The organism is Pedobacter sp. (genome assembly GCF_965279535.1).
Taxonomy (GTDB): Bacteria; Bacteroidota; Bacteroidia; order Sphingobacteriales; family Sphingobacteriaceae; genus Pedobacter.
On sequence record NZ_OZ257244.1, the window covers coordinates 2,869,294 to 2,883,017 of the forward strand.

The window sequence follows — 13,724 nt, forward strand, 5'->3', positions numbered from 1 at the left end:
GACAATAAGCAGGAATGACAATAAGCCGAAAAACTTGTCATTCAGAGCGAAGCGAAGAATCCAATTCGGAAATTACATGAATAGATTCCTCCAGAGTCGGAATGACAATAAGTCGGAAGGACAATAAGCAGGAATGGACAGTAAACCGGAAGGACAACGTACCAAAAAACTTGTCATTCAGAGCAAAGCGAAGAATCTGCTTCGGGAATTATACGAGCAGATTCCTCCGAAGTCGGAATGACAGTTAATTCGGAATGACAGTAATTCGGAAGGACAATAAGTAGGAATGAAAATAAGTAGGAAGGACAATAAGCCGGAAGGACAAAATGCCAAAAAACTTGTCATTCAGAGCAAAGCGAAGAATCTGCTTCGGGAATTATACGAGCAGATTCCTCCGAAGTCGGAATGACAATAAGCAGGAATGACAATAAGTAGGAGAAGCTAAAATTACCGGACCTCTACACGCTGTTTGGCTACATTCCAGCCATAAACCTCAACAGCCAGGTTATCTTCATCTCCTGGGTATTCCACGGTAATGGTTCTGCTTTCGCCTGGCAAAATGCTCACATAATTATCATCATAAAAAGCGGGCAAAATACGTGCAGCAGTCTGTTTATTAATGAGTGCTATCCGGTTAAAGAAAGCAAGCGGATTTCCGTTTGCATTATTTAATGTAACTGCTACTTTATGCTTGTCTTTTTTAAGGGCTGTAATTGTAGGTTGAGTTTGCTTTATGTTTTGCAATCCCTTGTAAGTGCCATCTTTATCGGCCATCCAATAAATATTCTCACTTAAAACCTGCTGTTGTTCATTCATCAATTTCAGCGAAACAAATACCCCCTCTTTCTTATCCAGTTTGGTTAAGAAATCATTTAATGGGAAGAACTTTCTAACCGAAGAGGGGCCAATTGAATTAAAAACCTGCGAGTAGAAGTATTCTTTCCCATCCATATCATAGGCTTTAGCCTGGATCATCAGACTATTGTGCGTACTGAAGCCATTATTTACTACTGACACCATGCTATCTATCGGATTAAGCATGATATGAAGCGGCTCACTGCCTTTTCTTAATCCGTAAAGACAGGCGTTAGGATCCAGGTAATAATCGTACATCTGGCCTCTTAATGAGGTCCAGGGGTTTTGGGTTTTCCAGATGATAGATCCGGTATACCAATCCCACATGTGTGAAGAAAAGCCTTCCATTAATGCCCTGTACTGATCGTAATTAACCAGCTGTGCCTTCATGGCAAAATCTTCGGCATTCTTAGCCTTACCATATGGATCAATGTGGCCATCGTAACCAATGTATTTATGATATTCCCAAACCGAATCGGCTTTACCTTTATTTTGTGGCACAATCAGGTTTTCTTTAGGGATAAAGCGTTGTAGCGAAACGTAATCGCCCACACCAACCGATCCTACTTCCGAATTGTAGGGAAAGGTTCTGGTTCCCCAGAAACTTTTTGGATCCTGAATACCGTAAGGTCCGTCTCCATTACCGCCTAAACTGTTAAACGACATTTCGTCACTGTTAGAGAAATCAAAAAACTGACGGGTGCCATCTAAGCGCGGGAGCAAATCATTTTTAAGGGGTTGAAGAATATCTTCGGGAGGTGTAATTTCATTACCACCACACCAGAACGCCAGTGAAGCATGGTTTCTAATCAGTTTAATTCCGTCTTCCATCGCCGCTAAAACCAGTGGATGATTATCAGGATACTTTCTTCTCGTCCATTGATCTTCTTTTTTCAAAGGATCTACCCAACGGCCATTACAATCGCCACTGAACCAGAAATCCTGAAAAACCAATAAACCATACTTATCGCAGGCATTGTAAAATTCTGGCCTTTCTAGAAGTGCTCCGCCCCAAATCCTGATGAGGTTCAGGTTCATATCTTTGTGGTAACGCACTTCCGCATCGTAACGGGCATCACTAAAACGGAGCATCGCATCAGAAATGATCCAGTTACCACCTTTAATAAAGATCTTTTGGCCGTTTACATAAGCGCCCATACTTTGGGTGTGGCTATTCCAGATGTTATCTATCTGGCGAACGCCTACATTTAACCGCTCCTGATCTAAAGTTTGTTGATTGCTGATGAATTTAACCTCAACAGGATACAAATTTTGCGCACCGTAGCCACTAGGCCACCAAAGCTTAGGGTTATCGAGGATAAAATCAGGTAGCTTAACCTCAGTATTGCTATTAGCGGCAATGGTAACTGCTTTCTGAATGGTTTTGCCTGCAATTTGGTACTGTAAAGTTCCGGAAACGGGTTTTGTAGTCGGATTTTCTACTTCTATACTAAATTTAATCGTGGCAGGAGCTTGCTTTCCTTCCGGATTACGTTTTCCAGGCACTAAAGTAACTACATGAGGATTTTGGATATTGATAGATTTAGTTTTCTCTATGGTTACTTTATCCCAGATCCCCGTGTTACGGTCTCTGATGGGCTGAATCCAATCCCAACCCGCCGTATATTGTGTGGTTAAACCTTTAGCTATAGTACCATCGCCACCCTGACCTCCATTGGGGTTACCCACCACATCTGGCGGATAAACGATCACTGCCAAACGGTTCTTACCAGTAGGAGATAAAAGTCTGGTGATGTTGTATTGCGCCCTCAGGTGCATGCCTTCATGCGGCGTAGCGTTTACCTTTTTACCATTGAGAAAAATAGATGCCTTGTAATTGATCCCTCTAAACTGAAGCCATACCTGCTCATTGCCAACTGCTTTTTCGTTAAAATCTTTAACAAACCAATAGGTGTAGTAATCGTTCCCCGTTTTATAAACGTCTGCAATTTTCTCGTTGTTCATCCCATAAAATGGATCGGGAACTTTTTGATTGTTCAAAAGGGTAGTGAGTACTGTTCCGGGAACAGTGGCGGGCATCCAGCCATTTAGCGAAAAACCAGGATTTGAAAGCGCTGAACCATCGGCCTTAACCTGTTTCACATTTTCGCAAACCCAACCCGCGTTAAGTTCATACTTGTTTTGCGCTTGTGCCTGATAGCCTAAGCTCAACAGTAAAAGGAAGTATAGTTTTCTCATTTAATAAAGGGTTAAAGTGGGGGCTTTAAATTCAAGTAGCAGGTATCGGGTATCAGGATGGAAATCTTTCTGTGATTCCAATCCTGATTATTACCAAATACTTGCTACTTGATACTTTCTACTTGATACTAAATACTTGATACTCGGTACTAATTCAAAGGTCTGTCTGCTTTCGCTACACCGAAGGTTGCTGAAGGCTTGCTGCCCATATAAATCTGCATCGTACCACCGTTCATAATCGTTTGGTGTAAAAGGTATGATTTGGTGTAAGGCTTACCGTTAATGACCACTTTTTGAATGTATTTATTGCTTGCATTGTTATCAATTACTTTGATGCTGAACTTCTTGTTCCCCTTAAGTGAGATGGTTGCATCGTTTACCAATGGTGTACCAAATACATAAGTTCCGTTTGCCGGATTTACCGGGTAAAAGCCCATTGCAGTATAAACATACCAGGCACTCATTTGGCCCACATCTTCATTTCCACATAAACCATCTGGTTTTGCAGTATAAAATTCATTATCTATCCTGCGGATCAAATCTGCTGTTTTCCATGGCTGACCTGCATAAGCATATAAGTAAGGAATGTGGTGACCAGGTTCATTTCCTTGTGCGTAATTACCGATTAAGCCCGATATATCAGGAGAACTGGCTTCAGTTAAAGCAGAAGGTGTGGTAAATAATGAATCCAGTTTATTGGTAAAAGCCGCATCGCTGCCAAACAAGTTAATTAATCCTTCAACGTCCTGGGGTACTAACCAGGTATATTGCCAGGCATTCCCCTCTGTATAATCATCGCCACGGTGTAATGACCTAAGTGGATCGAAAGGCAAATGCCATGAACCATCGGTTAAACGACCGCGCATGAAATGCGATTGTGGATCGAAGTACTTTTTATAGAGTTGTGCACGTTTGCTGAAATACTCATAATCCTGGGTATTGCCCATTGCTTTTGCCATCTGTGCAATACAATAATCATCAATAGCATACTCTAATGCTTTGGCAACCGATTCTCCTACTTTCTCTGCTGGGATATATTCCAGTTTCTGAATATATTCTATTCCATTGGTTTTCTGCATAGCAGATTGTTTAACCGCTTCAAATGCCAGTTTTGTATCAAATCCTCTATAGCCTTTTAAGTAGGCGTCTACTATAACCGGAACAGCGTGATAACCCACCATAGTATTGGTTTCATTGCCCATTAAATGCCAAACAGGCAGTTTACCTTGTTGTTGATAGATGGCCAACATGGTGTTAACGATATCGTTTACACGATCCTGGTGTAAAATGGTATAAAGCGGGTTAGCTGCACGATAAGTATCCCATAATGAGAAAGTTGTGTAATTGGTAAAGTTTCCTTTTTTATAAACTTTTTGATCAGAACCTCTGTAATCCTTGTTTACATCGTTATAAAGAGATGGTGCCACCATGGTGTGATAAAGGGCAGTGTAAAATATTTTCTTCGTGGTGTTAGAAGCACCGATTTTCACTTTAGCCAGTTCATTTTCCCACTGGGTATCTGCTTTCTTCACTGTAGATTTAAAATCCCAGCCCGGCAACTCCGTATTGAGGTTTAAGATTGCATTTTCAATACTTACCGGAGAAATCGCAACTTTAATTTGAAGCACATTATTATTGATGTTTTTGAAGCCTACCACAGCGGTCAGTTTCTTCGCTTTTACATCTTTGCTTGTTTGGGCTTTACCATCATCATAAATCGTAAAACTATTAACTGGTTGAGATAGCTTGATCACGAAAGAGAAACGCTGATCATCGGCCCATCCTTTTGAATTTCTATGTCCTACAATGGTTGTTGCATCTACTTGTTTAAAGGAAACTGAGGTTGGTGCATCCCAGCCAATTCCTTCGATCAGATCTAACATTAAATGTGGGTTTACTGCATTTGGCTTAAAGGTATATTGATGAAAACCTACGCGCGGGGTGGCTGTCAACTCTGCTTTAATGCCATATTTTTCGAGCAAAACACTGTAATATCCTGCTTTTGCTACTTCATTTTCATGTGTAAACTTAGAAAGGTAACCTTTATCTTCTTCGCCTTTTTTTCCTTTTTCAAGAATTAATTGTCCGGTAGCCGGCATAATCGAAAGATCGCCCAAATCGCCAATTCCCGTTCCGCTTAAATGGGTATGAGAGAAACCTGTAATGGTATTACTGATATAGTTATAGCCACTACACCAATCCCAACCTTCCATGATATTATTGGGTCCTAACTGCACTGCACCAAAAGGTACATTTGCGCCTACAAAAACGTGACCATGCTTTGCAGAACCAATTAGTGGGTCTACATATTGCGTGAGGCTACTTTTTTGCTGTGCCTGGGCACTGGTAAAGAGAAAGGCGCTAATGATGAAGCTGAACTTCGATGCTCTGATTTTCATTGTGTTGGTTTAATATTTATGAGTTACGTCCCATAGGGATTTGATTTTAATATCTTTTATTGCTCCTGTACCATCCACTGTAATGGTTTTTTCCTGATTAGGTTCCAGATCAAAATAATTGTCGCTTAACTTGCCGTTATAGCCTGTAATATCAAGGTATACATACTTGGCAAATGCCGAAGCTTTAAGTTTGATGGTGTTTCCTTTTACCTGGTAAGTAATTTTAGGGTCGCTGAGTTTTAAATCTTTAGGCTTTACGGTATCTCTTTTAATGCGGGGTTCATCGCGATAAGCTTCTTTAACGGCATACCAGGCCGCTTTCGGTGCCCGGTTATAATAATCGGTAATGCTCCAGCTGGCTACCGGCCAGCAATCATTTAGCTGCCAAAGAAGGGTCCCCATGTTATAAGGTGCCTTACTGCGGTGAATGAGGATCATATTTTTGAATCCATAGTACTGTACGCATTGAGTAAGATAAGTATAATCTTCGAGAGATAGTTTCTTTAACTGCTCAGCATCAACCATGTAAGACTTTAAATAAACGGCCAGCTTATCATAACCATTACCTGCCCGTTGGTGGTTCTGCAAAACATCCGAAAAAAGATAGCGATCCTGGGCCTCGGTTATCTTCAGAATACTTTCATAATTGGGCATTGCCTGCATACCGTATTCGCTTACAAAACGGCCTGTTTTCTTTTCAAAGACTTCAAAATCTTCTCCGCCCCACCAAACGCCCCAATAATGACTATCGCCTTCGGTAAAGCTATTTTTCACACCCCAGCCATATTTAGGCGAAGTGCTGATATAAGGCCTGCTTCCATCAACGTCTTTTACCCATTTTGGAATACTATCCCTGAACAGGCGGGTGTAATCGTTCCAGAGCTTAGCCGAATCGGCAGGAGGGATGCGGAATGACTTTTGCCAGCCCCAACGGTTAAAAGCCTCATCCACTTCATTGTTACCACACCAAAGCACGATACTTTTGTGATGCCTCAGTCTCTTAACCTGATATTTAACCTCTTCCTTCACATTATCAAAAAAAGCTTTATCGCCAGGAACCATGGCCCCTGCAAACATAAAATCCTGCCAGACATAAATGCCCAACGAATCGCAAAGGTCATAAAAATCATCGCTCTCATATATTCCACCGCCCCATACCCTAAGCATATTCATGTTGGCCTCTTTAGCCATAGTGAGTACTTTACGATAATCATTTTTGGTCATTCTGGTTACAAAAGCATCAGAAGGAATATAGTTTGCGCCCTTTACATAAATCGTTTTACCTTGGATCTTAAAATAAAAGCTTTTCCCATCCTTATCAGGCTGCTGCACCAGTTCGACCTTTACCGGTGGAACAAAGGCCTTTTCTGCTGGCCTGGCATCACAAGCTTCTAAGCGTACCTCTTTCCAAATACCGGCAGTGGTAAGTTTAGGTCCCCAATCCCAGCCAAAATGGAATTGTGCTTTCCGCACATAAGCGCGGGGATTATCCGGAATTACATAAGGCAGATCGGCTTTAGCCATAGAATCGACAGTATTTTGCGCCGATTTAAAGCGTATAAATAGCTGATTAGATGTTTTTAAAAGTGCTTTTACATCCACTTTCCATTGGCGGAACATGTTGTTGGCCTGAAGGATACGCTTACCATTCAAATAAACATCCGCATAGGTATCCAATCCGTCAAAAACAAGTTCAACGTTTTGCTTATTCAGCGTATTGGAAGGCACCTCAAACTTTACCTTGTAATCCCAGTCTTCCTTTTCAATCCATTGTAGTTTTTTCTCGTTGTCGCGATAGAAGGGATCAGGAATCTGTTTGTTGGCCAAGAGATCAAGATGCACTTCGCCCGGCACTTTTGCAGGAAGCCATTGTGCAGCATCTTGTTCCTGAAAAACCCAGCCCTCATTAATCTTTTGAACCTGCGCCCGGGCACCCAGCGATCCGAGCAGGAGTAAACAACCTATCAGCTTAACTTTCATTTTCATTGAACTTCTAATACAATCACCTGATCAGGGTTTTGGCTACCTATCTCCGCTTTAACATTCAGTACAGCCTTATTTAAGCTATACTTTAAAGCTTTTTTATCCTGAAGATAATAGGCAGATTTTATCTTTTTATATGGAAATGCGTTCAGATTAATTTCAGGCGTATTTTTAAAAACATGCAAATAAACTTTACCCGCTTTCTGGGTTACGCATCCCCAATCCTGTGGCTTAACAAAGCCTGCTTGGGTACCGTAGATACTTTCGCCATTTACTTTTAGCCAATCGCCTACTGCAGCCAAACGCTCCTGAAATTCGGGTTGAATTTTTCCACTCGGCATTGGGCCAATGTTTAACAATAAATTGGTACCTAAACCTGCTGCTTTGGCCAACATCTGAACCAGTTCGGCGGTAGATTTATAGTGATTATCGGAAAGATTGTAACCCCATGAGCTCGAAATGGTTTCGCAGGTTTCTACCGGTAATTTATTTGATGCAGTTTGAAAGCTGAGTCCGGATTTATTTTCACCCGGCAAATCGCGTTCAAACATCTGGAAATCTTCCCCGTCAAAAGGGCTCATGTGATGGTTGTTTCCAATCATGCATTGTGGTTGCAGTTTGTGAATCAGGCCATAAATTTCATCGTATTTCCAGTCAATTCGCGAGCTTCTGTCTTTTTCTCCTTCAGGCGCTGTTTGATCCCAATGGCCGTCAAACCAGATGCCACCGATTTCACCATAATTGGTTAATAATTCGGTAAGCTGATTTTTCATAAACTGAAGGTAACTGGCATAATCACCTTTTCCTTTTCTACCAGAATTCTGGCCTGTACGACCTGTTTCATGGGGATAGTCTTCACGACGCCAATCTAACAAAGAATAGTAGAGATAGAGTTTAATGCCTTGTTTGTGGCACTCATCTGCCATCATTTTTACAATATCCTTTTTATAAGGGGTATTCATGATATTGAAATCAGAATATCTGGTATCCCACATGCTAAAACCATCATGGTGACGGGTGATGAGGGTGATGTATTTCATGCCCGCATTTTTGGCCATCGAAACCCATTGTGCGGCATTAAAATCAATAGGATTGAAGAAATCTTTTAGATTGGTATAATTATGAACGTTTAGTTTTCTTTCATTCATTACCCATTCGCCACTGCCGGGGATACTAAATGGACCCCAATGGATAAAAAGCCCGTAACGGGCATCTGAAAACCATTTTCTGTTTTCGATATTCGTTGCAGAAGGGCTGTAGTTTTGTGCAATCAGCTTAGTACTGAGCAAAACCAGTGCAATAAGTAGAACTTTTTTCATGTGCCTTAGGTTGAAAAATAAAGCCAATCAGGGTGGTTAGCCCATGTATTCTGACTGCTTTTATTGTAATTTCAACGCAACTTAATAAAAAATTTAAAAAGTTTTGCGAATTAAGCCAAATGAAAGATTATTGTTACGGCTTTAATCAATGGATGCGACTGCTTTTCCTGGCTTTCCGATTACCTTATAATTGCCATCCCCTTTGAGTATAGCCAATATTTGAGGTTGATTATTGAATAGTGTTTTGGCTGCAGCCAGTTCTTTATCATATTGAAAACTTTGCTCAATGCGTCCCTTTTCATAGAAATACCGGCTTACAATCTGTGTTTCGAGTACGCGCTTAATTTCCAGTTTATGATGTTCCAAATCTGTTTTCTTTGCAGAGGTGAGTTTATATTTAAGATTTTCGAGGTCTGTTTTAACTTCTGCTGATTTATTTTCTTTTTCTGCCTCTGCCCTTAGATCTGAAAGTAATCTTTCGGTTCTGCTTTGATAGGTAAGGTCTTTATCTGCGAGGCTGCTGGTAAAAGCGGTATACTCGGCATCACTGATCTGAAATGTTTTAGCAGAGGTTAAAGCAGGTTTATTCTTTTTGAACTGATTGGCATAATTAAAGAATAAGCTTTTGTTAATCATATTGATCGTAATCGGACTCAGGCGCATCGCATCTACTACCACATCAGGGTAAACACCGTTGCCGCTATAAACATTTCTGCCGGCCTTGGTTTGATACATGGTGATGGTTGAATCTGCAAACTGTGTTGCTCTTCCATCGGCGTTTTTATGTGCGTAATCCAGCTTTTGAATGCATCTGCCCGATGGGGTATAGTATTTAGCTACTGTTACTTTAACCAAACTATTGTATGGGAGGTTGAAAGTTTGCTGTACCAATCCTTTTCCATAGCTTCTTTGACCAATAACTACTGCCCGGTCTAAATCCTGCAGTGATCCTGCCACAATTTCTGAAGCAGAGGCAGAGTTTCCGTTTACCAGTACAACCAACGGCAAACTGGCAGCATTGGGTGATTGCAGGGTTTTATAGGCAATGGTCTTCTCTGCGTTTTTACCTTTCTGGGTAACCACTAACTGATCCTTATCTACAAATAGATTAACAATTTTTACAGCCTCCTGTAGAATACCGCCACCATTATTTCTCAAATCGAGGACTAATCCTTTAGGGTTTTCTTTTTGAATAGCCAACAGTGCGTCTTTAACTTCCTGGCCAGAGTTTTCTAAAAACTTATCCAGTTTAATATAGCCAACACCATCGCCAACCATTCCTGAGTAAGATACATTGGGTTGTTTAATTTCTTCCCTGATCAGCTTTTTGGCGATTTCCTTTCCTTCTCTGTTCAGTACCAGATCAACAGCAGTACCTTTTGGCCCTCTGAGTAACTGGCTCACCTCAGATCTATCCTTTCCTTTAACTTCTATGCCATTGATTTTGAGCAGCTGATCGCCCGGTTTTACTTCTGATTTAAATGCCGGATAGCCTTCACTCACCTCATTTACATATAGTTTTCCATCAATAAAAACAGTACTGGCACCAATGCCACCATATTGTGTACTTACATATTTAAGTTTATAATCTTCTATTTCAGATTCGGGGACATATTCTGTGTAAGGATCCAAGCTTTCGAGCATGGCATCAATGCCGGTTTTCATCAATGCTGGCGCATTGGTTTCATCAACATAATTGATGTTAATTTCTTTGTAAAGCGTAGCGAAAATATCTAAGTTTTTAGATACTAAAAACAGATCTTCCTTGAAAGAGAAAGATAAAACGGCTATACCAGATGCGACAGCCAGCAATCCAAACTTAAGCTTTTTCATGCGCTTTATTTTTTATAACCGAACATAAGCATTAATGAGCTATTCTTGCGGGTAGATGGATGAATAGAATTGTACAAAGGTAAATGTACGAAAACACGCAAAGATTAAAAATAGTCTGACAGGCTACAAAAGGTAATTTAAGCGTTACCTCGGGCAATAAAGGCTATAATCTGTTTCCTTTTGTATCCGCCAGGGCTTTCTGAATGGTAAATTCGATATAGGTACGGTCGCGTTTTACCAAACGCATTAAATCTTCCACCAACTTATCTTCATTGCCCGGGGTAAAATCAAGCGGTTCGTTCGCAAGGTCGCGATACTTTCTTAAAAACTTGGTTTTTACCTTAAATGCAGTCTCAGAAGTCAATTGAAAATTAGCCATAGCAAAATTATTTAAGGCAAAAGTAAAAAATATTTGTGGCAGGTTAATGGCTTTATTCAAGCAAAAGTAAAAAAGGTGTAATCTCTGGCTCATTTTAGCATGATAATTGTGTTAAAATGCCGTTATAAAATCCAACAGGTAATAAAAGCCATAAGATTTAAACTTAAACAGGCATTTAATAATGAAAAAGGACGTGCATTATTACAGCCACAACATTTCAAAACAAAATTAAATTATGAAAAAGATCATCTTCTCTGTTGTTTTCCTAACTTTAGGTTGGGCAACATCCCAGGCACAAAGTTTTAATCTCGGTGTTAAAGCCGGTGTAAACTTGGCGAAAATCAATGCTGATTTTGCCAGTGAAGAAAATCGCCTTGGCTACCAGATTGGTGCATGGGCACGTATTGGTAACAGTATTTACTTACAACCAGAAGCTTACATTGGCAGTAAGGGCAACAAATTCATTAGCATTACTCAGGATAATGGCAATGAAGTTTCTGCTGAGGGTAAAGTTAAATTTACAACATTAGACATTCCTTTATTATTGGGAACGAAATTCGGAAGTAAAAACCTTAATTTCCGCGTAATGGCCGGACCTGTACTTTCATTGGTTTTAGATGAGAATACTTCTTTTAGTTCTGCTTTTAACCAGGCTACGGATTTCGACAATTACAAAAATCAGGCATTTGGTATTCAGGCTGGTGCCGGAGTTGATGTGGGCAGCATTTCTGTTGATTTGCGCTACGAGGCCGGTGTTTCTAACATCAGTAAGAGTGAAAAATACAAACAAACACCGAACTTATTCCAATTGAGTTTAGGATTCAAAATTCTTTAATTTGATTCAAATTCAGCAAAAAAAAGGTGGCTCAATCAAATGAGCCACCTTTATTGTTTTACATAGTCAAGCCTACCATCCGGTGGTTTGTGTTAGTTTATATCCTTTATCCTGATATTGAATAATCTGTGCCTGACCAACCGGAGCTAAATAAGCCCTGTCGGTAAAGGCATTTCTGTTGGTAGCATTGGTAATCATCCAGTAACCTACCATAGCTGATGCATTAGTGCCATCGTAAGTTACAATTGTGCCATCTGCTTTCTTCACCTTTACATTTTTAGCGGTTGCATTTGCTGGAGTAAGATATACCGCAGCCTCTGTCTGAACGTTTACCCAGGGGCCTAAGAAATAATCTGGATTGGTACTGAAATTCATGTAATTGAGTTTTTTCCAGCGCTTTAAATCTAATAGCCTGCTGTATTCAAATACAAATTCCATACGTCTTTCTCTGCGGATTTCCCAGATCAATTCCGGAACATCACTATCCCGCGCAGGATCTACAGGTAGTGCTCCTAAGCTTAATGGAGCCGTTTTAACCACTCCTTTAGCTATTGCAGCTGCATCCAGGGGGCGATTGCGAATGGCATTGATTGATTTATCGATATCTGCCTGCGTTACGGCAGGGCCAGAGAAATACTGTGCCAGCACAGCCTTAGCTTCAATCCAGTTGAGTACAACTTCAGCTAAGCGAATAATGGGTGCATCACTGGTATTGGTATTGCTACCCCAGGCTGCCGGATAGGTTTTGCCGATATAGGTTAAAGCCTCTCTTGAAGCATATTTGAATCCATAAAGTAAAGTTGCCGATGCAGGTAGCGCCTTATCATAAAATGAAGCTTCGAACCGTGAATCTCTGGTTTTTACCAAATCGGCAATGGAAAATGAATTTGCTGCAGGAACAGTTGAATTTTGCCAAACTTTACCATCGCTAACGATAAAGGATTTCATTAATACCAGGTTCGCGTCAACGCCAACTACTTCAGTTCCGTTCTGGTAAGAACCAATACTATGTGTAACACCTAAAGCTGCATCGTAAGTTCTGTATAGTAAAACTTCGGGGTGACCAGCAAGGTTATCACTGGAGAAGATAGATTTGAAATCACGACTGAAGTTATATTTATTACTTGCAATTACGTAGTTTGCTGCTTCTACCGCAAATTCCAGGTATTTTTTTGCCCTGGCTGCATCTATGCCATGATAATGTTCATATGTTCCTTCAAACAGCATTAACCGGGAGATAAATGCCGCTGCGATATATTTATTCAGTACCTGAACACCATCATTTTCACGCATATTAGCCATAACGAATTTAAAATCGTCATAAACCTTATCCATCACCACACCTCTATTGTCTCTATCTTTGTACAAATAAGGTAAATCCGTATCTGAAGGTACTTTATCGAAATAAGGCACATCGCCAAAAACGCTTACTAAACGGCTGTATTCAAAGCCTCTGTAAAAACGGGCAACCGCCGACCAGTGATTGTAAGCTTCGGTGGTTAATTTAGGCTTCACCACGTTATCCAAACGTTCGATCATCACATTCGACTTACGGATCCAGGCGAAATCCCATGTTGGACCCGCGTAAGTACCCATCCAGTCTGCTGCTTCTGATACAGAGCCTCTTGAAGTTGGCACGCTACTTTCAAAATTAATCTGAACGTTTTTACCGGTTAAATCATCGGAAAAAGTATAGCCCCTTACCGGTGTGTAATCTACGCCAAACCCTGAATTGTAACCCGTAAAAAAATTGGTGTAATAGGAATTGGCATACATGCGTACATCATCTTCACCCCTCCAAAACTCACCATCTATTATCTGTGTTAGCGGTGGGCGATCTAAGACCTCTTTATTACAAGACACCATCAATACACAGGCCAGCGCTAAACCATTTATATATTTAAAATATTTCCTTTTCATAA

The 13,724-nt window shown here is 40.6% G+C and carries 8 protein-coding genes; 1 reads left to right on the top strand and 7 read right to left on the bottom strand.

What is annotated here, in order from left to right:
• Positions 1–447 precede the first annotated feature (447 nt).
• From ACQY77_RS11560 to ACQY77_RS11585, 6 genes are all read right to left on the bottom strand, one after another.
• Positions 448–3,054, bottom strand: coding sequence for a glycoside hydrolase family 2 protein (locus ACQY77_RS11560; RefSeq protein WP_421941989.1), 2,607 nt, complete (start codon positions 3,052–3,054; stop codon positions 448–450).
• Between the two features lie 149 nt (positions 3,055–3,203).
• Positions 3,204–5,453, bottom strand: a complete 2,250-nt coding sequence (locus tag ACQY77_RS11565) for a GH92 family glycosyl hydrolase (protein WP_421941988.1) — start codon at positions 5,451–5,453, stop codon at positions 3,204–3,206.
• A 9-nt stretch (positions 5,454–5,462) separates the two neighbouring features.
• Entirely contained in the window at positions 5,463–7,439 is a 1,977-nt protein-coding gene (locus ACQY77_RS11570; protein ID WP_428429910.1) for a glycoside hydrolase family 2 protein, read from the bottom strand.
• Entirely contained in the window at positions 7,436–8,755 is a 1,320-nt protein-coding gene (locus ACQY77_RS11575; protein WP_421941986.1) for an alpha-L-fucosidase, read from the bottom strand. Before ACQY77_RS11575 ends, ACQY77_RS11570 begins: the two co-directional genes overlap by 4 nt.
• Before the next feature lie 141 nt (positions 8,756–8,896).
• The gene (locus tag ACQY77_RS11580) at positions 8,897–10,588 is read right to left on the bottom strand and encodes a S41 family peptidase (RefSeq protein WP_421941985.1); all 1,692 of its coding nucleotides are present in this window, start codon (positions 10,586–10,588) and stop codon (positions 8,897–8,899) included.
• Positions 10,589–10,751: 163 nt separating this feature from the next.
• Complete coding sequence (locus tag ACQY77_RS11585) at positions 10,752–10,967, bottom strand: hypothetical protein (RefSeq protein ID WP_421941984.1); 216 nt, start codon at positions 10,965–10,967, stop codon at positions 10,752–10,754.
• A 235-nt stretch (positions 10,968–11,202) separates the two neighbouring features.
• On the opposite strand from ACQY77_RS11585, the gene ACQY77_RS11590 reads away from it, so the two are divergent.
• On the top strand, positions 11,203–11,802 hold the full coding sequence (locus tag ACQY77_RS11590) for a porin family protein (protein WP_421941983.1): 600 nt from the start codon (positions 11,203–11,205) through the stop codon (positions 11,800–11,802).
• A 72-nt stretch (positions 11,803–11,874) separates the two neighbouring features.
• Here ACQY77_RS11590 and ACQY77_RS11595 read toward each other — a convergent pair whose 3' ends face one another.
• Positions 11,875–13,722, bottom strand: a complete 1,848-nt coding sequence (locus ACQY77_RS11595) for a RagB/SusD family nutrient uptake outer membrane protein (protein WP_421941982.1) — start codon at positions 13,720–13,722, stop codon at positions 11,875–11,877.
• Positions 13,723–13,724 lie beyond the last annotated feature (2 nt).

Coding starts and splice junctions, on each gene's coding strand:
- ACQY77_RS11595 (WP_421941982.1), bottom strand. CDS start 13,722: ATGAAAAGGAAATATTTTAAATATATAAATGGTTTAGCGCTGGCCTGT.
- ACQY77_RS11590 (WP_421941983.1), top strand. CDS start 11,203: ATGAAAAAGATCATCTTCTCTGTTGTTTTCCTAACTTTAGGTTGGGCA.
- ACQY77_RS11575 (WP_421941986.1), bottom strand. CDS start 8,755: ATGAAAAAAGTTCTACTTATTGCACTGGTTTTGCTCAGTACTAAGCTG.
- ACQY77_RS11580 (WP_421941985.1), bottom strand. CDS start 10,588: ATGAAAAAGCTTAAGTTTGGATTGCTGGCTGTCGCATCTGGTATAGCC.
- ACQY77_RS11560 (WP_421941989.1), bottom strand. CDS start 3,054: ATGAGAAAACTATACTTCCTTTTACTGTTGAGCTTAGGCTATCAGGCA.
- ACQY77_RS11570 (WP_428429910.1), bottom strand. CDS start 7,439: ATGAAAATGAAAGTTAAGCTGATAGGTTGTTTACTCCTGCTCGGATCG.
- ACQY77_RS11585 (WP_421941984.1), bottom strand. CDS start 10,967: ATGGCTAATTTTCAATTGACTTCTGAGACTGCATTTAAGGTAAAAACC.
- ACQY77_RS11565 (WP_421941988.1), bottom strand. CDS start 5,453: ATGAAAATCAGAGCATCGAAGTTCAGCTTCATCATTAGCGCCTTTCTC.